General features: G+C 60.5%; 28 protein-coding genes and 3 pseudogenes. 5 read left to right on the top strand and 26 right to left on the bottom strand.

Annotated features, from left to right (window positions below; all coding sequences use genetic code 11):
- Positions 1-98: 98 nt before the first annotated feature.
- From RH831_RS11400 to tenA, 3 genes are read right to left on the bottom strand one after another with little or no spacing between them, the layout of a single operon-like run.
- The gene (locus RH831_RS11400) at positions 99-1,673 is read right to left on the bottom strand and encodes a sodium:solute symporter family transporter (protein WP_396275479.1); all 1,575 of its coding nucleotides are present in this window, start codon (positions 1,671-1,673) and stop codon (positions 99-101) included.
- A complete protein-coding gene (locus RH831_RS11405) occupies positions 1,667-2,452 on the bottom strand; it encodes a TenA family protein (protein ID WP_310554328.1) in 786 nt (261 codons plus the stop codon). Before RH831_RS11405 ends, RH831_RS11400 begins: the two co-directional genes overlap by 7 nt.
- A complete protein-coding gene (gene tenA, locus RH831_RS11410) occupies positions 2,449-3,114 on the bottom strand; it encodes a thiaminase II (RefSeq protein WP_310554329.1) in 666 nt (221 codons plus the stop codon). The genes RH831_RS11405 and tenA overlap by 4 nt, the downstream gene beginning before the upstream one ends.
- Before the next feature lie 97 nt (positions 3,115-3,211).
- Between tenA and RH831_RS11415 the strand changes: the two genes are divergently transcribed.
- On the top strand, positions 3,212-4,132 hold the full coding sequence (locus RH831_RS11415; RefSeq protein ID WP_310554330.1) for a thiamine-phosphate synthase family protein: 921 nt from the start codon (positions 3,212-3,214) through the stop codon (positions 4,130-4,132).
- 111 nt (positions 4,133-4,243) lie between these two features.
- A complete protein-coding gene (thiD, locus tag RH831_RS11420) occupies positions 4,244-5,635 on the top strand; it encodes a bifunctional hydroxymethylpyrimidine kinase/phosphomethylpyrimidine kinase (RefSeq protein WP_310554331.1) in 1,392 nt (463 codons plus the stop codon).
- A gap of 40 nt (positions 5,636-5,675) precedes the next feature.
- Here thiD and RH831_RS11425 read toward each other — a convergent pair whose 3' ends face one another.
- On the bottom strand, positions 5,676-6,089 hold the full coding sequence (locus RH831_RS11425) for a PadR family transcriptional regulator (RefSeq protein WP_310554332.1): 414 nt from the start codon (positions 6,087-6,089) through the stop codon (positions 5,676-5,678).
- A 128-nt stretch (positions 6,090-6,217) separates the two neighbouring features.
- On the opposite strand from RH831_RS11425, the gene RH831_RS11430 reads away from it, so the two are divergent.
- On the top strand, positions 6,218-6,766 hold the full coding sequence (locus tag RH831_RS11430) for a hypothetical protein (protein ID WP_310554333.1): 549 nt from the start codon (positions 6,218-6,220) through the stop codon (positions 6,764-6,766).
- 77 nt (positions 6,767-6,843) lie between these two features.
- Here the strand turns inward: RH831_RS11430 and RH831_RS11435 are convergent, their stop codons facing one another.
- The 8 genes and pseudogenes from RH831_RS11435 to RH831_RS11470 all read right to left on the bottom strand — a co-directional run bounded on the left by RH831_RS11435 (position 6,844) and on the right by RH831_RS11470 (position 13,296).
- A complete protein-coding gene (locus RH831_RS11435; protein WP_310554334.1) occupies positions 6,844-7,665 on the bottom strand; it encodes a hypothetical protein in 822 nt (273 codons plus the stop codon).
- Between the two features lie 112 nt (positions 7,666-7,777).
- A complete protein-coding gene (locus RH831_RS11440) occupies positions 7,778-8,707 on the bottom strand; it encodes an ArdC-like ssDNA-binding domain-containing protein (RefSeq protein WP_310554335.1) in 930 nt (309 codons plus the stop codon).
- Positions 8,708-9,010: 303 nt separating this feature from the next.
- Complete coding sequence (locus tag RH831_RS11445; protein WP_310554336.1) at positions 9,011-9,358, bottom strand: hypothetical protein; 348 nt, start codon at positions 9,356-9,358, stop codon at positions 9,011-9,013.
- A gap of 73 nt (positions 9,359-9,431) precedes the next feature.
- Positions 9,432-10,433: a DUF6610 family protein gene (locus RH831_RS11450; RefSeq protein ID WP_310554337.1), complete on the bottom strand. Its 1,002-nt coding sequence runs from the start codon at positions 10,431-10,433 to the stop codon at positions 9,432-9,434.
- Positions 10,434-10,556: 123 nt separating this feature from the next.
- Positions 10,557-10,778: pseudogene (locus RH831_RS11455) on the bottom strand (hypothetical protein).
- A 66-nt stretch (positions 10,779-10,844) separates the two neighbouring features.
- Positions 10,845-11,220, bottom strand: a pseudogene (locus RH831_RS11460) (hypothetical protein); the annotation flags it as partial.
- A gap of 190 nt (positions 11,221-11,410) precedes the next feature.
- The gene (locus RH831_RS11465) at positions 11,411-11,830 is read right to left on the bottom strand and encodes a hypothetical protein (protein WP_310554338.1); all 420 of its coding nucleotides are present in this window, start codon (positions 11,828-11,830) and stop codon (positions 11,411-11,413) included.
- Positions 11,831-12,114: 284 nt separating this feature from the next.
- Entirely contained in the window at positions 12,115-13,296 is a 1,182-nt protein-coding gene (locus RH831_RS11470; protein WP_310554339.1) for a Fic family protein, read from the bottom strand.
- Between the two features lie 327 nt (positions 13,297-13,623).
- Between RH831_RS11470 and RH831_RS11475 the strand changes: the two are divergent.
- Positions 13,624-13,932, top strand: a pseudogene (locus RH831_RS11475) (zinc ribbon domain-containing protein); the annotation flags it as partial.
- Positions 13,933-13,943: 11 nt separating this feature from the next.
- Here RH831_RS11475 and RH831_RS11480 read toward each other — a convergent pair.
- The 14 genes from RH831_RS11480 to RH831_RS11545 all read right to left on the bottom strand — a co-directional run bounded on the left by RH831_RS11480 (position 13,944) and on the right by RH831_RS11545 (position 22,762).
- Positions 13,944-14,264, bottom strand: coding sequence for a hypothetical protein (locus tag RH831_RS11480; RefSeq protein ID WP_050049487.1), 321 nt, complete (start codon positions 14,262-14,264; stop codon positions 13,944-13,946).
- A 55-nt stretch (positions 14,265-14,319) separates the two neighbouring features.
- Complete coding sequence (locus tag RH831_RS11485; RefSeq protein WP_054520069.1) at positions 14,320-14,541, bottom strand: hypothetical protein; 222 nt, start codon at positions 14,539-14,541, stop codon at positions 14,320-14,322.
- A gap of 124 nt (positions 14,542-14,665) precedes the next feature.
- Positions 14,666-15,361, bottom strand: a complete 696-nt coding sequence (locus tag RH831_RS11490) for a nucleotidyltransferase family protein (protein ID WP_050049485.1) — start codon at positions 15,359-15,361, stop codon at positions 14,666-14,668.
- Positions 15,362-15,363: 2 nt separating this feature from the next.
- On the bottom strand, positions 15,364-16,029 hold the full coding sequence (locus RH831_RS11495; RefSeq protein ID WP_050049484.1) for an RNA polymerase subunit sigma-70: 666 nt from the start codon (positions 16,027-16,029) through the stop codon (positions 15,364-15,366).
- 37 nt (positions 16,030-16,066) lie between these two features.
- Positions 16,067-16,348: a hypothetical protein gene (locus RH831_RS11500; protein ID WP_050049483.1), complete on the bottom strand. Its 282-nt coding sequence runs from the start codon at positions 16,346-16,348 to the stop codon at positions 16,067-16,069.
- Between the two features lie 23 nt (positions 16,349-16,371).
- On the bottom strand, positions 16,372-16,773 hold the full coding sequence (locus RH831_RS11505) for a DUF6166 domain-containing protein (protein WP_050049482.1): 402 nt from the start codon (positions 16,771-16,773) through the stop codon (positions 16,372-16,374).
- Positions 16,774-16,875: 102 nt separating this feature from the next.
- Positions 16,876-17,367 carry a hypothetical protein gene (locus RH831_RS11510; RefSeq protein ID WP_050049481.1) on the bottom strand — a complete coding sequence of 164 codons (492 nt, stop codon included), beginning with the start codon at positions 17,365-17,367 and terminating at the stop codon, positions 16,876-16,878.
- Between the two features lie 108 nt (positions 17,368-17,475).
- Positions 17,476-17,913, bottom strand: coding sequence for a hypothetical protein (locus RH831_RS11515; protein ID WP_310554340.1), 438 nt, complete (start codon positions 17,911-17,913; stop codon positions 17,476-17,478).
- Positions 17,914-17,996: 83 nt separating this feature from the next.
- Positions 17,997-18,377 (bottom strand): hypothetical protein, encoded by a 381-nt coding sequence (locus RH831_RS11520; protein WP_310554341.1) that lies wholly within the window; start codon positions 18,375-18,377, stop codon positions 17,997-17,999.
- Between the two features lie 102 nt (positions 18,378-18,479).
- On the bottom strand, positions 18,480-18,668 hold the full coding sequence (locus tag RH831_RS11525) for a hypothetical protein (RefSeq protein WP_310554342.1): 189 nt from the start codon (positions 18,666-18,668) through the stop codon (positions 18,480-18,482).
- Between the two features lie 141 nt (positions 18,669-18,809).
- Positions 18,810-19,703 carry a hypothetical protein gene (locus RH831_RS11530; protein ID WP_310554343.1) on the bottom strand — a complete coding sequence of 298 codons (894 nt, stop codon included), beginning with the start codon at positions 19,701-19,703 and terminating at the stop codon, positions 18,810-18,812.
- A gap of 98 nt (positions 19,704-19,801) precedes the next feature.
- Positions 19,802-20,728, bottom strand: a complete 927-nt coding sequence (locus RH831_RS11535; RefSeq protein WP_310554344.1) for a transcription initiation factor IIB family protein — start codon at positions 20,726-20,728, stop codon at positions 19,802-19,804.
- Positions 20,729-20,939: 211 nt separating this feature from the next.
- A complete protein-coding gene (locus RH831_RS11540) occupies positions 20,940-21,836 on the bottom strand; it encodes a DNA-binding protein (protein ID WP_310554345.1) in 897 nt (298 codons plus the stop codon).
- Between the two features lie 650 nt (positions 21,837-22,486).
- Positions 22,487-22,762 (bottom strand): hypothetical protein, encoded by a 276-nt coding sequence (locus tag RH831_RS11545; RefSeq protein WP_050049464.1) that lies wholly within the window; start codon positions 22,760-22,762, stop codon positions 22,487-22,489.
- A 123-nt stretch (positions 22,763-22,885) separates the two neighbouring features.
- On the opposite strand from RH831_RS11545, the gene pdxS reads away from it, so the two are divergent.
- Positions 22,886-23,794: a pyridoxal 5'-phosphate synthase lyase subunit PdxS gene (gene pdxS, locus RH831_RS11550; RefSeq protein ID WP_050049463.1), complete on the top strand. Its 909-nt coding sequence runs from the start codon at positions 22,886-22,888 to the stop codon at positions 23,792-23,794.
- Positions 23,795-23,809 lie beyond the last annotated feature (15 nt).

Consider the following 23,809-nt stretch of genomic DNA (forward strand, 5'->3'; position numbering starts at 1 on the left):
TCACCGTCTGACTACCATCGCGAGGACGTAGAGGAATACCGCGAAAACGGCCAGCATACTCCCCCAGACTAACACCGCGAACAGCGTCGCACCGATGGTCATCGTGACCACTCCTCCTGTTTTCCGTCGGTCGATTCACGTGGTGCCCCGCCGTCTGTGGCCGTGGACGGGTCCTCAAGGCGGGTTATCTCCTCTGAAAGGGAACTGAGATCGAAATCGTGGTCCGAATGCCACGCGAGGAGGATACTAGCCACCGTCGAGACGAGGAACGCCCCGGCAAAGGGGACGAGATAGGTTGCATCAGGTGTCGGAAGCAGGCCGCCGAGCCACTTATCGATGAGCCCGTGGAGGCCGAAGGGGAACGGGAAGAACGCGCTCCCGACCGCGAGCCCGCTCACGCTACTGAGGAGTGCGCGTGGCCCCGTGAGACTCTCATCGTAGAGGCCATATATGAGCGGGAACGCCACCGCCGCGCCGAGGAGATCCGCAACGAAGAATAGGCGGAGCACGCTTCTTGCTCGCAAACTGACCGCGATCGCAGCGATCGCGACGGCGATCGTGAAGAGTCGAGCCCCCACCCTCAACGTTCGGTCGTCGGGATCAGCGAGAAGTCGTGGGAGGTCTGCGGTGACGAGACTCGAGAGGGCGTTGAACAGCGTATCCGTCGTACTCATGACGAGCGCGAGCGCGAGTACGACCACGCCGATAACCACTGGCCCACCGACCGCCTCCTCGAGGAGGACGAAAAACGCGATGCCGGCATTGTAATTCTGGCTTCCGAATTCCGTGACGACCGGTGCAGCGCCGACCGCCACGAGCCCCAACAGCGTGGCGAGTAGCAGGATGAACCCGTTAGCGACCGTCGCCGTTCGGAAACTCCGGCGAACGGCCGCCGCGCCATCACCGGCGTAGATCCGTTGCCACCACGTCTGGTTGATGAGTTCTGCACCGAGAACGGCGAAGACGAGTGCGATGCCGAAGCGGATGCCCGGGACAAATCCAGGGTCCAGAAGCGATGCGTTCGTGGCCTGGATTCCCTGATAGACGCTCGCGGTTCCGCCCAACGAGACGATCGCGAAGGCCACGCTGCCAACGAGGAGTGGGAGGATCACCAGCGTTTGTACGGTGTCGGTGACGATGCTGGCGGTGAGCCCTCCATAGCCCGTGTAGGCCAGTACGAAGAGGCCGACCAGGACGGCGGTCTGCCACTGTGGAATTCCCGCTAGGTAATCGAGTGCCAGCGAGATACCCGTCAGTTCTGCCGCCAGAAAGACGAACATGTAGAGCACGCTGACCGCGATGACGAACGCGTACATGGCGGGCCCATATCGGACGTATGCGTACTCGGTCAGCGTGTGTCCATTAGGGATCATTTTACGAATTCGCGGGCCGAGGGAGGAGTACGCCAGCATCGGCACGGCTTCGGCGATGCCATAGCCGATCACGGCACCGATCCCGTACAGTGCGCCGGCTTCGGGGGCCGACAGCAGGATCCAGACGCCCATCACCGACGCGACGAGGGTGGCCGTCAGCCGACCCTGCCCGGCTGAATTTCGCGCCGTGATGAGGTCCTCGGCAGAGTCGACCCCGCCCCGTGAGAACCAGAGACCGACGACGGTGAAGCCGACCAATACTGCAACAGTCAGCCCAAGCGCTAGGCTCGTACTCACCACGGTCCATCACCTCCCATGACTGCGGTTTCCATCTCGTCGTCTTCCGGTTGGAACGCAGCATCGAAGAACGCGACTTCCAGTTCGACCGTTCGTCCAAACAGCCTCGCCAGGCGCTCCTGTCGCCGTTGCGAGGCGGCTGCGCCCTCCCGGTCCAGTTCTGTCCGGAGCCAGGAGACGAACTCGTCGAACGCAGGAGTGTCGTGGAGGGCGATCCACTCGGCGAGGTAATCCCGCTCTGGCGCTTCCGCGCGTTCCGTTTCGGCCCACGTGCGGTAGATCCACTCAGCTGGGACGAGGACCGCGAGGGTTTCTGCATACCCACCCTCCCGAGAGGCACGCCCGAGCAGATCCTGTAACGCTCGCGTTACGGGGTGCAACGCTGGATCGGTGCGATCGATATCGGGGACGTCGAGTGCCTCGAAGGACCGCTCGAAGTAGTCGTTCTCGTCGCCGGTGATCGTTCCGAGGAAGTCGGTAAGCCGGGATTTGGAAGCCATCGACGGTGCGTCACCGAGCGCATGGTCGAACGTCCCAACCAACATCTCGAGAAAGGCGTAGTCCTGGACGAGATACCGGCGGAACACGTCGTCGTCCAGCGTTCCGGCATGTAGTTGCTCGGTAAATCGGTGTTCGGTCGCGCCAGTCCAGTTGGGTTGCGCACGCGTGCGACACCAGGTAGTAAACCGTGGGGCGTCGCCGTCCTCGCCATTGGTGACCCCCGATTCGACGTTCTCAGGGTACTTCTCGAAGGTTTCACTGACGGTCTCTCGAGTGCTCATACCGACCACTCCTCTTCGCGCCACGCGGCGTCCCAGAACCGGTACTCGTAGCGCGCGGACGTCCGGAACAGGTCCACGTATCGGTTACGTTGGGTCTCGGTCGCATCCGCGGCAACCGTATCCATCAGGTCTTTCGTCCAGCGCGTGAGTTCCGCGAACTCCTCGCCGGTGTACATCTCGATCCAGTCGGCGTATCGGTCGTCTTCGGGTGACCCTCGCTCTGCGAGTCGGGTTGCCGTCTCGTGGAACCCCCACATACAGGGGAGGAGAGCGGCGACGAGTTCGCCGAACTCGCCCGTCGCGGCGGTGCGAACGAGAAAGTCGGTGTACGCCTGCGTCGTCGGCGAGGGTTCGGTCGCCGCCAGTTCGGATTCGTCGATGTCGAAGGACGCCGCGTAGTCGCGATGGAGTTCCATCTCTGTCGTGAGTGTCGATTCGAGCAGTTCCGCGAACGTTGTCATCCTCTCGAGATCCGGCGCCTTGCTGGCGCCGAGAGCGAATACCCGCGAGTACTCCTGGAGGTAGACGTAATCCTGGCGGACCCAGTATCTGAACGGTTTCACGTCGAGCGTTCCCTTGCCCAGCTGGGTCACCATCGGATGATCGACGATGGCGTCCCAGATTGGGCGGGCAATCGGCTCGAGTTCGTCGGTGAACGTCATGAATCGAATCGAACGTCTCCGCAGTAATATAACTTTGTAATATAACTCCCTTATCTCAGCCTGACGACTTAAGAACCGGCGCCCACAAGGGGGAGCCATGACGTTGCGATTGCCGAGTGAGGTCGTCGTCGAGCGGGTGCTTCCGACTCTTCGGGTCCAACTCGCCGACGCTCTCTCGGAACGAGGACTCACCCAGCAGGAGATCGCGACCCACCTCGGTGTCACGCAGGCGGCCGTCTCGCAGTACCTCGACGACCCCGACGTCGACGGTCGAATCGCGGACCACCCTCGCACACGTGAAACGGTCAAACGCATCGCCGATGGATTCACGACACAGGAGATGGACGGGTACGACGCCCTCTCGGCGATGCTCTCCCTGCTCCGGGACTTCGTGGACCGGGGGCCGATCTGCACACTGCACGAAGAGGCGATGCCGTCGTTGGAAAACGTGGGCTGCGATCTCTGCGTTCGCGGGCCGGACGAAGGGGTCACCGAGGAACGCGACGTTCTCGCCGACGTCCGGAAAGCGGCGCGTGTCCTCTCGACGACCCCTGGGATGGCCGCGTACGTTCCCAACGTCGGGACTAACGTCGGGGCGGCGCTTCGGGACGCCACTGACGCGATCGACGTGGCGGCCATACCGGGTCGCATCTACGCACGGGGCGATGCCGTCGAGGTGCCCGCTAACCCCGAGTTCGGAGCTTCGCGCCACGTTGCGACCGTCGTCCTGGCTGCGATGACGGTCGATCCCACGAAGCGGGCCGCCCTCAACGTAGCGACCGACGACGCACTCATCACGGCGGCCCGCGACCGAGGCGACGATACCCTCGAGTTCGATTCCGGATACGAGGACCGCGAGAGCCGCCTCACGGAGCGCTTCGAAACCCATGGGTCCGTCCCCACGGTCGTCTACCATCGAGGCGCGTTCGGCATCGAGCCAATCACCTACGTTATCGCCGAGAGTGCCGAGGGGGCCGCCAGGTACGTGCGCACCCTTCTCGAGGACATGCCTGTGTAAATAGGTCTTTTCTCCCTGGTCAGCTCCCCAGTTCGGCGGCGCAGGTTCTGGTCAAGCGCGACGTTGGTCTCGACCATTACGGGTTTGTAGTACCAGGTTATACACTCGACCATGAGTGAGCGCAGACGACCGGCCCCCATCGACAGACCCGTAGCGATGACCGTCGCCGGCAGTGATTCAGGCGGTGGCGCCGGCATCCAGGCGGACCTCAAGACGCTGGAGGCCCTGGGCACGTTCGGGACGAGCGCCATCACGAGCGTCACCGCTCAGAACACGCAGGGAGTGGACTCGATTCATCCCGTCCCACTCGAGGAGGTCCGGGCACAAATCGAGTCGATCCGTTCGGACTTCGCCGTCGAGGGCGCGAAAACGGGAATGTTGGGCCGCGAACCCGTCATCCGCGAAATGACCACCCACGCGACGGAAATGGACGCCCCACTGGTGGTCGATCCCGTGATGGTCGCGGCGACAGGCGATCGCCTCCTCGATCCAGGCGCGGAGACGGCGTACGAGGCACTGATCGGCGAGGCGACGCTCGTCACTCCCAACGTCGACGAAGCCGAGATACTCACGGGCGTTGACGTGGAGGACGTGGACGACCTCCACGCAGCTGGGGAGCGACTTCGTGAGATGGGAGCCCCCGCCGCGCTCGTAAAGGGTGGCCACCTCAACACTGACGACGGCGCCGTTCGGGACGCGTTCGTCGGGCCGACCGAGACGACGACGTTCACTCATCCACGCGTCGATTCGACGGCGACCCACGGGTCGGGCTGCACGCTCTCCAGTGCGATCACCGCACGTCTGGCACAGGGCGACGACCTCCTGGATGCCGTCACGGCCGGAATCGAGTTCATGACCCGGGCCGTTCGCTATCCACTCGACGTGGGTGCGGGCCCGGGCTCCGTCCATCACCTCGTTTCGATTCGCGATCGTGCGGCGGCACCGTCGACACAGGAGGCAGTCGAGGACGTCGTGGCCACCCTCGTCAGGGAGGACGCCAGGCCGCTGGTCCCGGAGGTGGGTATGAACGTCGTTGGCGCGACGCCGTACGCGGAATCTGTCGAGGACACCGTGGGCGTCGAGGGCCGGATTAGCCGTACGGAGACCGGCATCCGAACCACGCGGGGCACGCGGTTTGGCGCGTCGAGCCACGTCGCTCGATTCCTCCTTTCCGCCCGCGAGCACGACCCGGCGCTTCGGTTTGCTGCGAACGTCCGGTGCGATGCAGCTGTCGCCTCGGCCCTCGAAACGCTCGATGGACCCGTCGTCGAGATTGACCGGACGCAGGAGCCCCGGGCCGACGAGGAGGGCTCGACGATGGGCTGGGCAGCCGGTCGGGCCTTCGAGGCAGCGGCCGACACGCCGGTTGCCATCGTCGACGAGGGCGCCGTCGGCAAAGAGCCGATGACCCGAGTACTCGCCACCGACGCGCAGACACTGACAGAACGCTTGCTTGGAGTGTTGGACGCCCTCGAGGATCGCTCCGAGGACAACGCAGTGTGAAAAGCCTAGTGTAGCTCCACACTACTTCCAATTTGTGTGCTTATTTTTCGTTCGGCCGCGGCGCATTCTCGTACTTACTCATCTTCTCGGGCTTGTCTGAGATTGTCTCGTAGATCTGTTGGAGCGTCTCCTCGGCGGCGAGCAGATTGTGCTCCTCCAGGAACTTGCGACCCTCCTCCGTAAGCCCGTAGAACTTCCAGGGATACCCTTGCCGGCGCTGGTCGTCATCGAGGGCGACCTCCTTCACAATGCTAACGTCGATCAGCTTCTGGATGTGCTTGTAGACGGTGGCATCGCTCACGCTGGGGTTGAGCTCCTCGAGTTCGTACATCGACGGGAGCTGATCGGGATGCTGGAGGATGTTGTTGATGAGGGAGAATCGCGTCTGCTGGGTGACGAAGTGGACGAGTTCGCGAGGCTCCATCTCCTCAGCAGTCCCAAGTTCGGTGTTCATACCGTACGGTACACGACGCGGCGACAAGTAGTTTACTCTTGAGTAAATCACTTTACAGTGAACCGCAATTACTTGAACGAGTGATTTACTCCATAAACCATATCTCTCCGCCACGAGAAGCTCGCAGTATGCCTGATGAGGAGTCGCCCGTTCCTGATGACGTTCTCAAAAGTGCCAAAGACCAACTTGACGAGGAGGAAATAATGCTGGCGGATAACGAAGAGATCCTCCACGCCCTGAGCGAGTTGACCCCGGTCTACGAGAACGACCGGTCGTACTTCGTACTCGGGAACTACGACCGGGAGCCGATCCGACGGCTGAACCTGGTAGTGGACCGTCTCAATCGTCGCACCGACGCGTACGCGTTCCGAATGGTCGATATCCGTGGGGAGTGGGACAACAGCATTCAGAAGTTCTGCCTGATTGCCGATATCGTGACGTACCTCGTCGGTGTCGCCGAGAAGGAGCCAAATGATTTCCTCGTCGAACAGGGGTTGCTCGTCGGCACGACCGAGTACTTCGCGAAAAGTCACGTCCTCAAGCGGAAGTACGAGGATGAGGAGCACCCGTTCGGCTGGATGCAGGACGGTGTCTTCGAGTTGTTTGACCGGGAGGGACGGCTGTATCGCTGGCGAACCGAGGAGGACCTCGTTGACGTGACTGGCGAGCTGCCGTAACAGCGGGTGGGACGACCGATACTGCCTGCGTTAACCAACGCAAGCGCGGTCTGGAGAGCTCTGTTGGTTAACCAGGATTAGTTCGGGCCAGTTGGGAGTCGGCCATCTGGTCGGGGAACCCGCCCCTGTTTGATCTCGTGATCTACTCGACGCACATGCTTACAGCCACCCTCGGGTGTTCGCTGCTGCCAGTCGGGGCAGGTACACGACTCGCCGATGACATCGACTTCGTACCGGTTTCCCGATGCGGACTGCACCTCGTACCGACCACCTTTTGAGAGTAGCGAGACGTCCATCGCTTCGTCGACGGCGCGCTGGGTACGTGGCTCGAAGTTGTTCTGTGGGTTTGGGTGATCGTCGACGACCAGCCGGTCGCGGACGTCGCCGGTTCGTCCACCGTCCGGAGCCACGGCCGTCTCAGAACCAGTGAGTCGCTCGTGGAGGAGGTCCTCGACCGGATGGCCCTCTGGCCAGAGGTAGTGGACTTCGCGGCGCTCGCGATGGTCGTAGGATCCGCACGCGGCAGCGCTGCCGGTCCAGACCCGCCAGGCACCGAGCGCGGCCATCACGTCGACGATGACGCGTGGTACGGTTTGATGGTCGTCTGGGAAGAACACCCGGAAGCGGGTACACGCGTCCTGCGGCGGGACTGTCTCCCACCAGTCTTCGCTGGAGCCCCAGCTGTCGAACATTGCTTCGTCACTCCCGTAGCCGACAGTCAGGCCATCGCTCGGCGGCACGGTTCCTGGTGTCGCATCAGGCTCACCTTCGAGCACCCGGAGAACCGCGTATCGAAGATACTCGTGTGCAGGCTGGTCTGTCGACCGGGCGATTTGGTCGTGCTGTTCTGCAACTCGTTCCGCCTCCTCGAGGACGGCGGTTAGATACTGGTCACTCATGGGTCGGTGGAGACGAGACTGCGCCTCCGCCCCTCGGCGGGCGCTGATAAACGTACCCAACAAATAGAGCGGATTACATCCGACTGTTGGGTACTACTGGGAGCACGATGGCTCAGTTTTCGACAACTGATCCGATGATTTCCTGAGCCGTCGAACTGATCCGACCGAGACGATCTAGAATCGCCTCCGAGTCATCGCCCTGCCACGCGGCCACGTAGAACGCGGACCCGCTCGTATCCAGCTCGAAATATCGCCCGACGATGTACGCGACGGCTTCCGCTTCGACCTCGCGTTTCGCCCGTTCAGCCTCGTCGGTGACATCTGCGTGAAGGAGCGCGTGGGCGTACTCGTGAATGAGTGTCACGGCGAGATCAGCCTGATTCGTGCGGGCTTTCGCCTCGACGACTGGGTGGAGATCACGCGTACTCCGGTATTTGCAGACGCCCGTTGCGTCGCCATGCTCCCACTCGTCAGCAGCGACGATACGAACTGTCACGCCGACATCAGCGGCTGCATCCTCGAGTGCGGGCACGAGGTCATCGGCGTCGCCAGTCGCCTCAGTCTCCAGCTCGGGGAGCGACTCACCCTCGGTCTGGGACACATCGAAGACAGCCGTTGGCTTGAATCCGACAAGCCCTTTCGACCACTCGTCCGGCGGCGTCTCGTCGTATTCACAGTAACTTTGCTCGTGGTAGCTGGGCGAATTCTCGCACTCCGGGCACTGCGTGGTGATAATGGGTGCCCAGATCCAGATGCCCTGTTCGCCTTCCTGGACGTGTCGGTCGAACTCGTTCCGCCAGGTGTTGTAGCCGGCGACCTTCGTCGCTTCGGGACACTGGAGGGTGATGAGGAGCGTGTTTCGATGGGAGTAGTCGTGGAAGCGACTCTGGATGTCGAGCCACTCCTGGAACTCCTCGGTGGCCTGCGCGTCGTCGACGTGGTCGACGAGGTCGTCGATCCATGCTTCGATGGTACTGTGCATCTCGTCGTGTCGGGTGTCGGTCTGATTGAAGGAGACCGACGAGTCACTGGTCGTAGCCATGGGTTTCAGGAAATCGCGTTCACGGCGACTGCGTCAGTTCAGATCGCGCCGCACCCTTGGGGGCGCACAAAAAACACGGCTCCGCGAACGCGGTTTATATGGGGGCGGCTGTCGGGGACAGGTGTTAACAACTGGACGAACCTCAGTCAAGCCAGAATGGGACTCCTCAGTACGCTTCGTAGGGGCGTCGACGGTGAGACTTCGACCCTGTGGGAGTGTAGAAACTGCGGGCAGACACTCTCCGAGGACGCTGATGAGTGCCCAACCTGCGGTGCTGAGAGTATCGCCAGCTACGAGTTCTGATTAGCGAAGCGCTGCGTTCTCGTCAGCGAAGCCGACCGCAACCAGATACTCGAGGAACTCATCGAACTGATCCACGTCGCTGGGCGTGTCGGTCGCGAGATGACGCGCCCACTCGATAGCCCATCGGAACGCAGGGTCGGTCCCACCCTTCCCGTGGATGTACCACCACCGGGCCGCTTTCAACACGACCAGCGGATTCGTTGGTGGCTGGTCGCTCGCGAGCCCACGAGTGATTGACCGGATCTCCTCGGGCACATCGGCGGGCTTGACCGCACCGGATTGGGTGTTCGCGATATCGACTGGAATCGCATCGATCGAGACGTCGTTCGGACTCTGTTGTTGACTCACAGGAGTTCACCTCTGTGTGAAGGCCCTCTTTCGAGCCCTCGCCCTCTCTGGGCGCGAAAAAACACTCGTGGCGTCACGCTGGCGGGAAGGAGACGCTCTGCTCACCGGCGAGCTCCTCGAGATCGTTCCGGTGCCGGTGCGAGAAGTAGCAGTCGTAGCTACAGTATCCACAGATCTCGCCCGTGCCGTACTCGGCGACGTAGGGACTGCGCTCGGTTGTCCAGACATTCGATCCACACTCGACACAGGCGGCGCTGTCGAGATCGCTCGGTGACGGGCCTTCGTAGGCGACGGCGATATCGTCCTCTTGTGGTGTCGTTTCAGGCCAGATCCCGTGATCCTGCCAGAACTCCTGAATACGACTGAGGCTGTGCCGGACAGTCTTGCGAACTGTAACATGGTCAGCGTCGCGACCGCTGTCGTCCCACCCATCAGCTGACCAGAACTCCCCGAACTGCGCCCCGCGATGCAGGCCGTTCCAGTCGAGGCCGACGATGTCGGCCGGTGGGTCGTCCGTGAGGGTCGGTCGAGTCAGCTGCTGGATGACGTCGAGCTGTTTGGGTGGACTCCCACCGAGGATATGAACGCGCTGGCCACGCCAGTCAGTTGGCGCGGAGAAGTCGTGGGCCAACCGGTCGGCGTACCCGCGCGAATACCCGAGAACGATGTCCTCGGGAATCGCGTCGATTACCGCTTGGCACTTTGGGACGATGATGAGTTCAGCCTCGGGGTAGCTGCCATAGATCTTGCGAGCGGCAGCGACGTGGTCGTCGACGTCAGCAGGTTCGTAGACGTCGCCGATGACACCGACCTGTGGCTCGTGCTCGAAGAAGCGATCGACGAACCGCTCCAGATCGGGATTCCGGAAGTCGTTGTCGAGCATTCCGACGGGGAGGGTGAGGTTCTGATGTTGGGTCTCCTGATACCCACAGTCCTCCCGAAAGCCGGGAAGGAAGCCGAGGGCCAACGCGTCGGCGACGAACGGCGCTCGATGAAGGAACGCTACATGGTCTGCTTGTCTGGCTTCGGCAATCTTGCGAGCAGTACTGGCGTTAGCACTCAGATCGAGAGACATGACTGAACTTGCGAGGCCGCTGCTGGCCGCCCCGCACCCTTTCAAGGGTACGAAAAACGGGAACTACACTCTATTAACCTACAACCGGTGAATCTACTCGCAGGTGTTGGTTAAGAGCGGAGCTTACTCCTCGTCTTCACGCAGCTCTTCAACTTTCCACTTGAGCCGTCGCAGAATCTGCGTCCGGTTCTGGTGGGCGTTTTCGTAGGCAACACACTCCTGAAGGGTCTCCATATCGGGGATCGTCGCGATACCGGCCTCGACCAATCGGTAATTCGGTGCTTCGAGACGCTTCTCAGGTGGTTATTCGTCGTCATTCCCGTCGCTGATCGTGGTCTGCTCCATCTCTGTAGCCCTCCACCCCTCGAGGGCGAGAAAGACAGAACAGACGACTACATCACCGTCGCGGCGTCACGCCATCGTGTCCTGGAATCGCTCGCGAAGTGCATCCTCGCGCTCCTCGAATTGGTCCACCTTCTCTTGCAGGTCGTCGCTGACGCGCTCGATGCTCGCCAGCGCTCGTTCGCCGGCCAGCGACGCCTGCGAACCGTCGTCGCCGTCCCCCTCCAGTTGCTGCTCGTACGCCTGCTCGACGCGTTCGATGGTGCCCTCCGGGTTGAACAGAATGTCGTTGGCGATGCGAACGTACTGATCGAGGGATGCCCCCCTCTTTCCCCTGGAAGAAATGCGTTAGTGCGTACGTCGCACCGGAATGGAGCGTCCACATATCGATCTCTCCGGCGTGGACGAGACTCGTCTGTGAATCTGCCTCTTCGTGAAGCAGATCGACGAGTGCGAACTGCGCGCAGGCAGTGAACGAACAGGCCTCGTTGCGACACCATACATCGGCGTAGACGATATCGGTCTGCTCACCAGCGTAAACGGGGTTCCCGATCCCAAGGTGAGAGTCGCAGTCGTCACGGGGGCAGATCGGCTCGATACGCGTGAACGTGGGCGAGTCCTCCATAGAGTTCATCTCAGTAGGGAGAATGATTCGGCGTGATATCGCCGGTTAGAACGCTGCTCTCGACGGCGTCAGTCTCGCTGCCCTCGAGATCGATGATTCGATAGACTGCGTCGCCGCTCCACTCACAGTGGTCGTTGGAACACATCGCGCTTGCGTACGCGCCATTCTCAGTGTTCAGATGGACGCTCAGGAGGTCGAGTTTCTCGCTACAGAGTGGACACTCTGCTGGGACCTGCACGTAGCGATAGCCCGTCGCGACGGTGATGTGGTCTTGGTCCACTTCGACGTCGTGGCGCTCTCCGAGTCGGTCACGGACCACTGTGCGAAGATCGTCGAGGAGTGCATGGCGCACCTCCTCGTCGACGGGGAGATCGGCATCGTCGACGGTGATCGTTAGCCGGTACGCTGTCGTCTGGTCTGTATCTTTCATTCTGGTCACCTCTTGGGGCACGTTCGGTCGCGCCCGCGCCCCTCTCGGGCGCTCAAAAAACAGCCTCGTTCAGTGTCAGTGTCCTTGTCTCGCCTCATCTCGCGGTTCAGCCGCCGTCTATCAGTAATTCTGGATTTAAGTGATGTATAAGACTAGCTGAGGTGCACGCTACAACAGAGAGTCAAAACTCTGGTCTACTGATGCATAATTCTACACTCTCGGTGACTGATCGTCCCATAGAGACGGTACCATCTGGTGTAGAGCGAATGTGTTGGGAGAGACCGTTACGATTCTGAGAGTGGTTTGTCGAGACGTTTGTAAATGTCGGTAGCTTGGTATAGCTGACTACGCCCGTCGCTTTCAACCGCGGTGAGGACACCGTCTTCTTCGAGTGTTTCGATGAGCGAGTATGCGGTCGTGTGGGAGAACCCGAACTGCTGTTCGGCTTGCTTGGCCGTGATGTAGGGGTTCTTGAAGAGTTGTTGGGTGAGTGGGAGAATGTACTCTGAGCGATGGGTTTGATACTCGGTGACGTATGTTCGCCGGAGTTCTAGCAGTTGTTCACCCCGCTCGACGGCTTCCTTCGCTTGCTGCCAGACACCCCGAAGGAAGAAATGGAGCCAATCGTCCCACGCACCGTGAGTACGAACGTGCGTGAGGAGGTTCGTGTAGTCATCGCGGTATTCGTTGAAGTATGCACTGAGGTATAGATACGGTTCTGTGAGGAGTTCTTCGCGCTGGAGCCCAAGACTGACTAAGAGACGGCCAAGGCGGCCGTTCCCGTCGCGGAAGGGGTGGATGGTTTCGAACTGGTAGTGGACGAGACCGAGCTTGATGAGCGAGTGAATTGGTTGCGGGACGTTCGTGTACTCGAGGAGCTCGTCGAGTTTTTCACGGGCTTGCTTGGGTGGCGCCGGGACAAATGTTGCCTGTGAGATATCTGCGGCCTCGAAGGAAGCGAGGTAGTTTTGGATGTCCCGGATTTCGCCGGGTGATGGATCTTCGCTTCGGACGCCGTCGAGGAGAATCGAGTGCATCTCACAGAGGGTGTCTGTGGTGATCTGTTCGTCTTGGTCGATGGCGTTGAGTCCGGTTTGGAGGGCCGTGAGATAGTTTTTTGCCTGTCGTGCCCCTTCGGTATCGGAGGAGGCTTCACCGACAGCTTGCTGCGCCTCATATCGATACACATCTGAGAGTGTGACCTGGGTCCCTTCGATACGAGAGGATTGGACTGCCTCTTTCCGGGCGAACGCTTCGATGAGCATCGTACTGGAGCCTGCTTTTGGACCGAGGTATTCGAGTGCGCCGAGCATCCGCATTGCCTGCCCGATTTCCTTCGTGAAGTCACCCTGGTCCAGGTCGATTGCATGGAGATCGTCGGGGATGAATGAGGATGACTCGTATCCGTCGACGGTGGTGGTGACAAGCTCCCCAGGGGCGTTTTCTGTGAACTGGTCCTGATCCATGTCGTATAATCTCTTCGGGGCGACTAAAGGTTTAGTAGTTATGGTTGAATGAAGATGGGGTCAGTTCAACCTAGCCCGAATCGACACACAGGCCATTCAACGTTTTCGGGTTGAGAGTTGAATATTGAGTGGCGGGAGTCAGTACAGAATTGAATCAGAACGAGTCCCATTCCAGCTTCCGACTCTACACTTGAACGGTTGAGGGGACGAGTCGACCCACGCTGAATTAGCCACTCGCCGGTTCAACTTTTAGCTAATTACAGGCGCTAAGCCCCCGTCCTCAAGAAGCAACGCAGGGAGCGGAGCGACCGAGTAGCGCAGTGGGGCGAAGGCACGCACTTCGTGGAAGTTGACCCCGAAGGCACGACAAAAGAGTGTGCCAACTGCGGCGTCGAAACCGAAAAGCCACTCTGAGTGCGTGAACACTCTTGTCCAGCCTGTGGCTTCGAAGCGGACAGGGACGCGAACACGGCGTGGAATTTTCTTTCTCGCGGTCTTTCGAAACTAGGAGTGGGACACTCCGAAGGCACGCCTGTGGAGACTGCGCTCCCTACGGGAACCACGGTGGTTCCTGTAAAGTGCGTCGTGGAAACAGGAAGCCCCTGCCTCAAGGAGCGAGCGCAAGCGAGCGAGTAGACAGGGGTAGTTCACCAGGTGTCGTCAGCTCCGGCGTCTTCGAAGAGACATTGCCCAGCAGCCTGCTCACCGGCGAGCGTCTGCTGATCTTCGTCCGCATCGGTGAAGAGGGTCGACTGGTCACCCTCGGAAGATTGTTCTACCTCCGGACGGTCGTCGACGCCGAACTCACTTGCCTCCGGCCGGTCAAGCCGTGAATCACGGTCGCGGTGATCCACGTCCGCACCGAAGTCCTCGAGCGAGGTTTCGACGCTCGTTTCGGTCACTTCGAGCTGGCCATCCTCGCCGAACGCCGTTTGTTGCTGAATCTCGATCTCTGGTCGATTGCTCATGTGTATCGAGCCTCCACCTAATGGAGGCTCCGAAAAACTCCCCGTGAGCGCCGTCTCAGTCCTCTTGAGAGCAGAGTTCGTTGGCTCGGTGTTCGAGACGTCGAAGGATCTGGACGCGGTTCTGGTGGGCGTTTTCGTAGGCGACGCAGGCTCGCAGCGTCTCCATGTCGTTGATCGTCACGATGCCGGCGTTGAGAAGTCCCGTATTTGGTGGTTCGAGACGCTGCTCCGGTGATAGACCATCCGAGTCTATAGATTGCTCTGGCGAGTTACTCACTTGTGTTCGCCTCCGCCCTCTCGAGGCGATGACAAACAGCCCAGTTCACTCCCTGTCTTGCTTACCCTCTCAGCGACACCCAGTCACAGATACCGTCGATGCTGGAGTCACGATGGGCGGCGTCTCACCGCTGTTGTCGCTTGAGGAATTCGAGGAGTGTCTCGATGTCTTCGGCCGAGGCCGACGATTGGCCGAACATACTCTTGAACCGGTGATCGAGCCCGCCGTCTTCGATGAACGCGTGTGCCTCACTGAGCTGTTCCCGGAGGGCATCAGCATCGCCGCGATGCAGATGCGTCTCGACCATGTCTAAGTCGATTGACGGGATTGCAGCGAGGACATCAGCGAGATCCGTTTTCCGGCCACTATGGAGCTTGGCCGCGACGAGTACTTCCCCGTCAGCTGCTCGTGCGGTCGTCGACCGGGTTCCTCCCGAAATCATCGTTAGGGTACTATACTCACGCAGATAGTCGAACGACCACTCGGCTTTGGTCTGTCGGCAGCCCAGACCGTTCACGAGAATGTCCACGCCGACCGGGTGAGGCAGTCCTTCGGTTCGCTCGAACAGTTCGATTTCTCGGTTGTAGATTGTCTCTTCCGGTGGGACTTCGAGATCGGCTGTTCGTTCGAAGTCGCGTGCTTCGAGGAATGCAATGACTTCGTCGTAGTCGTCTGGTGCGATGACGAGATCGAGATCGGTCGAGAATCGTGGTTCGAACTGACTGATCGCATATCCGCCAACGAGGACGAACCCGATATCTGACTGCTCCAGTTCTTCGAGCACGTCGATGAGTGCCTCGCTTCGGTCTTCTTGACTCATGTTCAGGCTGGCTCCATGCGGTAGCTCGCGTCAGTGTCGACCTCGTCGTACATTCGGCCGAGCATGTCGAGGGCGGACTGGAAGGTCGCATAGTACTCGTTTGCGAACGCCACGGTTTCCTGGAGCGGAATGACGGGCCGGCCGTCGACCAGCTCGGCATCTATCTGTGACCGTGGCTCCAGAACGACCTGGATGGCGCCATCGAGGTCTTCGGCGGGCTGGCGCTCTTCCGAAGTCGGGATTCCGAACCGATCGAAGAACGCCGTCCAGGCGTCGAGGTCGGACTCGTGGACGGCGATGAACAGCGGATAGTCCTCTGGGTCGCGAGCGACTTGGTAGCCTCCGCGGGTCCAGACGTAGACCGCATCGATGGCAGTGTATGCATAGTCCATGCCGGCGAACTGTGGGAGGACGTACGCTTCCGAAATTGACGGCGGCGAGGTAGCCGCTGCTGCAGCCAGGAACTCGAGTCCGACGTCTTGGATCGTCTGATCAACGACCTGGAGTCCATCATCGTATGCGATGTACCCTGCCTCTTCGATGCGGTTCACGACGCGCCGGATCGTCTCCCGGTTCTCGTCGATCTTCCGCGCGACGCCCGAGATGGAATCTCCTGGGTCGAGCGCGAGGATGACCTTGAGTTCCTTCTCACCACACACTTCGTACATCCTATAGTTACACAATTCTGTGCAACACTCAAAAGAATTACTCTTCGTGTGAGTCTGCTGGTTGGATCTGTCGAGCGTCTTCGGCGAGGTCGTGGATGTACTCGCGAAGCGTCTCCATATCCTCGCGGGCGTCCTCGAGCGTCTTGCCTTTCGCTTTCGCGATCACCTCATCCTGATCTCGGGTCCCGGTTCCGCGTTTGAGCTTCACGGTCAGCGAGACACCGACGTCGCTGCGCTCGACGTGCTCCGTTGGTGACGGTTGTTCATTGGTTTCTGTCGATTCGACATCTGCACGAGACGGTTGGGTGTGTTCCGACATATGTTACTCTCGGTGATCGCTGTTCAGATGGACGGTGCGATTACTTCGTCGGAGATTTCGCGAAGGGCTGCGTCGATATCACCGCCGGTGAGTCGCCAGTGCCCGTCGCGACCAGTGCAGTCCAGTTGGCTCACGACCTTGTTTTTGAACTCGGTGTAGTGCGCGAGGGCGACCGCTTCATCATCGGTAAAATCGAGCAGGAGCGCGAGCGCGAGTTGCGCTGGGCCACTGCCACCGTATCCCCACTCGAAGCCCGAGGGACTGTGGTTCGCCAGCTCGAGACTCCGACGTGGGGTTAGCCGTTCCTGTTCGGGGAGTTTCTCCACAATGGCGCGTCCGCGCTGTCGGTAGCCGACGTAGACGACGTCGCGGTCCCTTCTCGGGCGTGTCTGTTCGACTGATTGTGTGTTGATAGTTCCACTCATCGTTTTGTTCGAGGAATGCTCGTTTGAGCACCCCCGCACCCCTCAGGGGTGAAAAAACGCTCTGCGGTCACTGCGTCACGGATCAGGAGCTGGCTTGTTCCCTTAGAAGTGGACGTCCGCCGGGACGATCCAGAGATCGTCACTCTCGTCGAGAATCCGATCGAGCTGTCCTCGATGTCGGATACCGCTTCCATGTTCGTCGTACAGGAACACTGAGGGCCCGTCGTACGCGCCGACCTGGTGGAATGCGTGCCGGGCGAGGTCCTCGTCGCGCATGATGTCCTCGTCGCTGAATTCGTCGAGCGCCCTCTTCACGCGGTCGAGATTCCGCTGGAACTCCTCCTTCGTGGCTTCCCAGCCACGTTCGAGCAGCTCCTTGCCCTCGTCGGATTCCACAGTGGCTGCAACCGGGAGTTCGCCCCAGCGGGCCGTGCCAGCAACGGTTGTCTCATCGTCGTCGAAGCAGATATAGTAGTCAAACACAGCACCTGCGTGTGGAACAGCGCCGACGAGTCGATCGAACACTGTCTTTCCGGTGGCGAGTGCGTCATCTCGTGTCGATGCCTCTACGAGCGTGTAAATGACCATATGCATCGGTGTTCACCTCGGTCTGCCGACGCACGTGACTGCACTCCGCTACGCTGCTTGGTGCGCCGGCACCCATCGCCGGCGCAATACAAACGCCACCGGAACACGCAGTCGTTAGGACTCGTCTTGCTCCGACTCGGTGACCTCCTCGACGGTAATCGTCAGGTCTCCAGTTTCGTAGTCGGCCTCGAAATCGACAGCAAACGCCTCTGACCCGTAGGCGGCGTGGTAGGCGCGATGCCGTTGGAGCGACCCCGTCGCCTTGAAGTGGAAGAACGCCGCTGCCGTGTACGATTTGCTGGCGGTTTCGATCTGTGCCCCGACCGACGCTTGCAGCGCAATCTGCGGAGTGTCGCTGTCAATTCCGGCGGCAAAGGATCGAGCTTCGTCGACGCTTGCTTGTGAATGCTCGGGCGTCTCGCCGGTCAGTACGTTCACGGGCGTCTCTGTCTCGTCGGTGAACAGGACGCCCTCGTAGATTTGTGTCCCGAGGATTGCATCGGGGCCTAGCTCACAGTCCTCGAATGAGTTGTCGGGTGGTTGTTCAGACATGGAATCACGAAGCCCAGTGTGGGGCTCAGTCCGTCAGCCCCCGATAAACGCCTCTTCTGCATCCGCCAAGGGTTCCTCACCAGTTACTCGTCGATCGGGTCGAGTCCGCTGAGATCGGCGTGAAGGACCTCACCGTCGCGAACGACGTACCGTGTGGCGAGCACCGGGAATCGACACTTCGTATACCCGGCCGTCTGGATGTCGATCTCCTGGTCGCCGTCGATGTACTCGGCGAGTTGTCTGAGGAACTCGTGGGTCACGATCCCACCCTCGTAGTCGGGGAGGCCGTCGTCACGGGCTTCATAGACCTCGAAGCTATCGTAGCCCCAGATGGTGAGTTCGCCGTCTTCGTCCACTTCCCAGTTGAGGGTCTCGAAGCAATAGCTCTCGCAGAGCTGGCGGACTGTCTGTGCGTCTGATACGATGGCGCCGGTCGATGTCGTCGCTGCTTGGAGCGTTGCCATTGTTCGTACTCGGGGGCGTTCTTCTGCCCCACACCCCTTTCAGGGGAATAACAAAACCATTCTGAGACGAACCAGGAAGAACCGCTACTCGAGGATCGTGTATCAGGATTCTACCTGGACGCCGGCGTCCTCCGTGGCAGGTGGTCGAGTGAGGAGACTTACCTGCTCCAGGAGCGTGACCGCTGTGTCGATTCGCTTCCGATCAGCGGGATCCAATTCATCGATGTCAATATTGCTGATATTGCTGAGCGCGCGGTGCAGCCGGTAACCAGGTGTGTCTCGTGGGTCCATGTGTACGCCTCCGCCGATTTTCGGCGCGGAAAAACGCCAGGGGCGGATAGCAAGACATCTCCAAGATGGTTCTTGACTCGTCTTCGGTTAACCAACGATTCCAGAACTCCACTCTCTGGCGTTGGTTAAGCTCGACATCCTCTACTGATCTGCGTCTGGTTCCGGCCCGTATCGAGGAGTTCCGCATACTTGGCACTCCCACATCGGCTGCCCGGTCCACCCGTTGTCAGGCACGGCTTCGAATTCGTTGAATCGATGCTCAGTCTCTCGATTGCACTCCCGACACTCGAGGTGACCTCTGTTCGGGCTCGGGTGTCGCGGACTTTCGGTACCGGTATCCTTGGAGGATCGCTGAAGCGCAATCGCCGGTACCAGCCAGACGTCATCGTCTGCGTCCTCACGGAGGGTCGCAAGACGAGCCTCGTCGCGAACACCGTTCCCGGTTTCGTCGTAGAGGAACGCCGCGTGCTCGCCGTCGTGAGACGACTGCGTCGTGTCTCGCAACGTCGTCCGCTCACGCGCCGCCGCGAGCAACTGTACGCCGCTCTCGGACGTGACCCGTTTCGCCGAAGGGAGTGAGGGCCACTGGTCGGTAAGCTGCGCTGCAGGTTCCTCGTCGAGATCGTAGATGAGCTGGCAGTCACCGACCGCAGAATCAGAATTCGACTTCTCGAGGAGAGAGGCCGCAGCGGATCCCTTTGCGACGGCGCCGTAGAACGTCGAGGACTCGACGAGAGCGTGGATGACATGGAGGAGATTCCACTCCGAATCAGGGGTGTTCTGGTCATCGGAGGGTGCATTGAGATGATTCGTGAGACAGAACCGGCATTTCGTCTGGCCAGCGGGGATCGACGCCCCACAGGAGACACACTCGGCCGCCGTTGCCGCCGAATCGTCTGGATAGCCTGCGTGAGCTTCGCCTGTTCGTTTGCGAACTGGCCTCCCATCGCCACTGCTGGAGAGTTCATTGTCGGGAAGATGCGTCGCTTCGCCAAGCGGCCGGAGCTCTTCGTAGTCAGAGTTACGTCCGGTCATAGAGTCGTCTGATAGCCACATGCTTCGTCTTCGTTTTTAAAGGATTGCTCTCACGTCAATTCCTCTACAGACACGCAAATCCACCGAATGAGCGTCTTTTAGACAGCTAGTTCATCCAGCGCGTCTCGGTGAGTTCGGACGGTTACCGGTGAGACGTTCGCGACCTCTGCGACCGCTGACTGTGTGAGCAACTGGCCGTGTTCGTGCCCTGCTTTGTACAGGCAGGCGGCGGCGAATCCTGACGGGCGGACGCCCGTGGTAACTCCCGTCGATTCGGAATCTTCTGCCAACTTCCTGGCTCGTTGACGGATCTGATCTGGGACGTCGAGTTCCGACGCGAGCCGCGGAACGAACGCACTGGGCGTCACGGGCTTGGCTGGGAGGCCGAGTTCCGTATTCAGCGTCTTGTACGCGTTCGTCACGCGCGACTGCTCGACGCGCGCCGGGTCGGTGACATCGTCGAGCGTGCGCGAGATCCCGTTACACCGACAGGCTCCGTAGACGCTCGCGGTGGCCATCGCTTCGATCGACCGGCCCGGCAGGAGGTCTTCGTTCTGGGCGCTCCGGAAGAGCTGGCACGCCTGGTCACGAATCGTCTCGGACAGCTCGAGTGTACTCACGATCCGGCGGACCTCTCCAAGGCCATGTGCGAGGTTTCGCTCGGCTTTCGACTGAAACCGCCCACGAGTCTGTTCCCGGCGCATCCGGGCGACTTGACGGCGCTTCCGTCCGGAGAGTGTGTTTCCATTCGCGTCAGTCCCACGGCCGATCTCGGTCGATAGGCCCCGATCGTGCCGCGCCGCCGTGAGCGGCGCACCCGTCCGTTCCCGTTCGTCCTCGTCGAATGCTCGCCATTCGGGCCCGTGATCGATCTGGTGCTCATTGACGACGAGGCCACACTCCTCGCAGACGGTTTCGACCGCATTGGTGGTGACCCGACCGTCGCATTCGGGGCACTGGTTCGCGCTGGAGTGAGTCTGTACGTCTTCGTCGAACGTCGTCTCGTAGATCTCTCTGGTTGCCATGATACTCAGAGGGACATTCCAATGAATCGCGCCTCTCGGAATGCCCCTCACCCATCAGGGGCACATAAATACCCAGCGGGACGGAGCCGGCGCAGTGCTCTGCTGTGGCGAAAGCCCGGCGGCTCTGTGAGCCGCCCGGAACGTGGAGGCGGGTGGGGCGGTGGGAAGTGGGTGAACGGGCATCAGCAAAAAAGAAGGCCGCGTTAGCCGACTACTCCCACCACCGACCGCGCTCTGGGAAGTGCACGGTGCTCCACCCGGTCAGGGCCACTGAGACGCGCTCTTGATACCAGTTCCGCGCCGCCCCGTGAATCCGCACGCGCTCGCCTTCTTCGATCCAGGGTTGATTCGATTTCTCCCAGACGGTCACCTTCGTTCGTCCGCTCTCGTCCTCGATGAGCCCGACTTGCTGAATGGCCGATGAATCCGCATCCCACAACTGGGTCACGGCCCCTTCGATGCTCACCTCCTTCCGGTTCACGTCCTCGACCTTCCCTATTGGGATCACCTGTCCCGGCGCCGTCTGGAGCTCCTCGAACACCCCGACGACCGCACTCGTCATGTCTCTCCCCATGACGACCGCTTCGGCCAGCCGCCGACTGATCGCCGCCCGCGACCACCCATCCAGCTTCTCGGCCAACCGCATCGACTGCTTGTTCACAGCCGCCAACTGCTCCTGTTTGAGTTCTGCACGTGGGTCCGGCCGATCCGGGTCTGCCATTGGGTCCACGCTCGCTCTCCGCCTCTGGAACTCCGTCCGACGCTTCGCACTTTGTTTTGCCGCGATATCTCGCGTTCGCTTCTCCCGACCCTCCTGTGTCCCGAGTTCGGCTTGGGCACTGATGCGCTCCAACTCAGCCTCCCGCGCCTTGATGCGTTCTTCCTGTTCGAGGGTCTTCCCGAACAGGTGATCCGGCCCTGCTTCGACCCGCGCGTCCGGATGGTTTGAATCGACTTTCGCCTGCACTTCCATATCGACCGTCGCCCGGAACTCCGGGGTCTCATCGACGACCTCGAAGCCATTCTCGTCGACCTCGGCTTCATCGTGTTTCTCGAATGCCTGTTCATCGACCGAAACTACTTCACTGGAGACGTTCTTACTTGACATGGCGGAACCTCGAAGGCGCTCACTCGGCGTCTTCTTTCGACACCACGACTCTCCAGCCGTGGCTGTCCACAACGACCAACATCATCCATCGCGCGCTCTCGCTTGCGCCTTCGCGAGCGCCCTAGGGCGCGAGCGAGAGCGCGCCAGGAGGCCACCCATCCAGCACCGCGCGCCGACCCGCCCGGAGCGAGCGGCCAGCTTTAAGCCGTTTCTCGCGTCCGGCCCGGACTGCGGGTCCGTGTCCAGGGCGACGGTCGTGAGCACGGCGAGCCGTGGTGTGGCTCGCCGCGCGGAACGGGCCAAAGCGCTGGAACGCGAAAGCCCGCGAGGGGCGCAACCGAAAACGCGCTTAATGCTGGCGTCGAGACCAGATTTACTTTAGCCCGGAACGGGCGCGGGCGGTGCGGAGAGCGCCCGCACGCCCGGAATGGTCGGTCGCGAGTGACGCGGAGGGCGGAATGCGGCGAGCGGGACGGGCCGGAGAGAAACACCAAAATAGGAGGTGTCAGTGCGCCTGCTTACCGAACCTCGATCTTGTGCTGAAATTTCTATAATTTGAGAAAACAGGCCTGCTGCATACAGACCATCTATTTAGTAGAGCGGTAGCGATGGATTGTCTTGATATCTGAGAGGGCGGCGTGTGGGTTGGCTCACATTCCCATATCGACAGCTTCACCGGGGATTGGAAGATCTGGAGGGGCGACCCCGAGCAGTTCAGCTGCGTGATCGAGCGCCATGTCGAACCCATAGTACCGCTCCAGTTCATCGCCATCCGGTGTCGTTCGCACTTTCACCATCGCATACCCTTCTCGATTCTGAATCACTGCCGCGGTACGTCCTGCATGTCCAAATTCAAGCACCCGCTCTGACTCGGTTTCAAAATACCGAGTTGTAATCCCATTTTCTTCCAGCGTCACGTTTATCATAGCTCTTCGTAGGATGCCAGGATACAGTCACACTTGTTGGTTTCCGTCGAATTGTCATGATCGTCACTACACTTCCACCTGTCCATCGAAGCCTTTAGAAACCTGAATGGGGGAATGGTTCTCATGGCTGAAGCGACAGATCTTGAGGAACTTCGTCACGGCACTGATCTCGTCAAGCAGGGATTTGCCCGGATGCAGAAAGGGGGCGTCATTATGGACGTCGTCAACCGGAAGCAGGCCCGGATCGCCGAGGATGCAGGGGCCGTCGCAGTGATGGCGCTTGAGGCCGTTCCGGCAGATATCCGCAAGCGTGGCGGTGTTGCCCGGATGGCCGATCCCGGGGAGGTCCGGGAAATAATCGATGAGGTATCGATTCCAGTCATGGGTAAATCACGGATCGGCCACACGAAAGAGGCAGAGATCTTGGAGACGACAGGCGTCGACATGATCGATGAGAGCGAGGTGCTTACTCCTGCGGACGACCGCTATCATATCGATAAACGCGAATTTACCGCGCCGTTCGTCTGTGGCGCTCGCGACCTCGGCGAAGCACTCCGGCGGATCGATGAAGGCGCCGCCATGATTCGTACCAAAGGAGAGGCCGGAACCGGTGACGTGAACCAGGCCGTCCATCACCAGCGCAATATCAAGGGCGCAATCCGGCAGCTTGAAGGGATGACTCATGAAGAGCGGGAGTCATGGGCTCGTGAACACGAGGCTCCTGCAGAACTCGTCCACGAAACTGCGGAAATGGGTCGGCTGCCAGTGGTGAACTTCGCTGCTGGTGGCATAGCCACACCAGCGGACGCGGCGCTGATGATGCACCACGGTTGCGACGGCATCTTCGTCGGTAGCGGCATCTTTGGTGCCGAGAATCCTCAGGCGATGGGTGAAGCGATAGTTGAGGCGGTCAACAACTGGGACTCCCCCGAGACGCTGGCTGCGATTGCTGAAGGTGCTGGTCAGGGGATGGAAGGCGAAGCCAACGCAGATATCCCCGAAGATGAGCGCCTTCAGGGGCGCGGTGTGTGAACACGAGTCATCTCG

The organism is Halodesulfurarchaeum sp. HSR-GB, from assembly GCF_031432215.1.
Lineage (GTDB): Archaea > Halobacteriota > Halobacteria > Halobacteriales > Halobacteriaceae > Halodesulfurarchaeum.

Bases quoted from the DNA above. Each gene is read 5' to 3' on its own strand.
- RH831_RS11515 (WP_310554340.1), bottom strand. From the start codon at position 17,913: ATGTCTGAACAACCACCCGACAACTCATTCGAGGACTGTGAGCTAGGC.
- RH831_RS11505 (WP_050049482.1), bottom strand. From the start codon at position 16,773: ATGAGTGGAACTATCAACACACAATCAGTCGAACAGACACGCCCGAGA.
- RH831_RS11530 (WP_310554343.1), bottom strand. From the start codon at position 19,703: ATGACCGGACGTAACTCTGACTACGAAGAGCTCCGGCCGCTTGGCGAA.
- RH831_RS11470 (WP_310554339.1), bottom strand. From the start codon at position 13,296: ATGGATCAGGACCAGTTCACAGAAAACGCCCCTGGGGAGCTTGTCACC.
- RH831_RS11480 (WP_050049487.1), bottom strand. From the start codon at position 14,264: ATGAGCAATCGACCAGAGATCGAGATTCAGCAACAAACGGCGTTCGGC.
- thiD (WP_310554331.1), top strand. From the start codon at position 4,244: ATGAGTGAGCGCAGACGACCGGCCCCCATCGACAGACCCGTAGCGATG.
- RH831_RS11415 (WP_310554330.1), top strand. From the start codon at position 3,212: ATGACGTTGCGATTGCCGAGTGAGGTCGTCGTCGAGCGGGTGCTTCCG.
- RH831_RS11435 (WP_310554334.1), bottom strand. From the start codon at position 7,665: ATGAGTGACCAGTATCTAACCGCCGTCCTCGAGGAGGCGGAACGAGTT.
- tenA (WP_310554329.1), bottom strand. From the start codon at position 3,114: ATGACGTTCACCGACGAACTCGAGCCGATTGCCCGCCCAATCTGGGAC.
- RH831_RS11545 (WP_050049464.1), bottom strand. From the start codon at position 22,762: ATGATAAACGTGACGCTGGAAGAAAATGGGATTACAACTCGGTATTTT.
- RH831_RS11495 (WP_050049484.1), bottom strand. From the start codon at position 16,029: ATGTACGAAGTGTGTGGTGAGAAGGAACTCAAGGTCATCCTCGCGCTC.
- RH831_RS11425 (WP_310554332.1), bottom strand. From the start codon at position 6,089: ATGAACACCGAACTTGGGACTGCTGAGGAGATGGAGCCTCGCGAACTC.
- RH831_RS11540 (WP_310554345.1), bottom strand. From the start codon at position 21,836: ATGTCAAGTAAGAACGTCTCCAGTGAAGTAGTTTCGGTCGATGAACAG.
- RH831_RS11500 (WP_050049483.1), bottom strand. From the start codon at position 16,348: ATGTCGGAACACACCCAACCGTCTCGTGCAGATGTCGAATCGACAGAA.
- RH831_RS11465 (WP_310554338.1), bottom strand. From the start codon at position 11,830: ATGAAAGATACAGACCAGACGACAGCGTACCGGCTAACGATCACCGTC.
- RH831_RS11440 (WP_310554335.1), bottom strand. From the start codon at position 8,707: ATGGCTACGACCAGTGACTCGTCGGTCTCCTTCAATCAGACCGACACC.
- RH831_RS11520 (WP_310554341.1), bottom strand. From the start codon at position 18,377: ATGGCAACGCTCCAAGCAGCGACGACATCGACCGGCGCCATCGTATCA.
- RH831_RS11525 (WP_310554342.1), bottom strand. From the start codon at position 18,668: ATGGACCCACGAGACACACCTGGTTACCGGCTGCACCGCGCGCTCAGC.
- RH831_RS11535 (WP_310554344.1), bottom strand. From the start codon at position 20,728: ATGGCAACCAGAGAGATCTACGAGACGACGTTCGACGAAGACGTACAG.
- RH831_RS11490 (WP_050049485.1), bottom strand. From the start codon at position 15,361: ATGAGTCAAGAAGACCGAAGCGAGGCACTCATCGACGTGCTCGAAGAA.
- pdxS (WP_050049463.1), top strand. From the start codon at position 22,886: ATGGCTGAAGCGACAGATCTTGAGGAACTTCGTCACGGCACTGATCTC.
- RH831_RS11405 (WP_310554328.1), bottom strand. From the start codon at position 2,452: ATGAGCACTCGAGAGACCGTCAGTGAAACCTTCGAGAAGTACCCTGAG.
- RH831_RS11430 (WP_310554333.1), top strand. From the start codon at position 6,218: ATGCCTGATGAGGAGTCGCCCGTTCCTGATGACGTTCTCAAAAGTGCC.
- RH831_RS11450 (WP_310554337.1), bottom strand. From the start codon at position 10,433: ATGTCTCTCGATCTGAGTGCTAACGCCAGTACTGCTCGCAAGATTGCC.
- RH831_RS11510 (WP_050049481.1), bottom strand. From the start codon at position 17,367: ATGCATATGGTCATTTACACGCTCGTAGAGGCATCGACACGAGATGAC.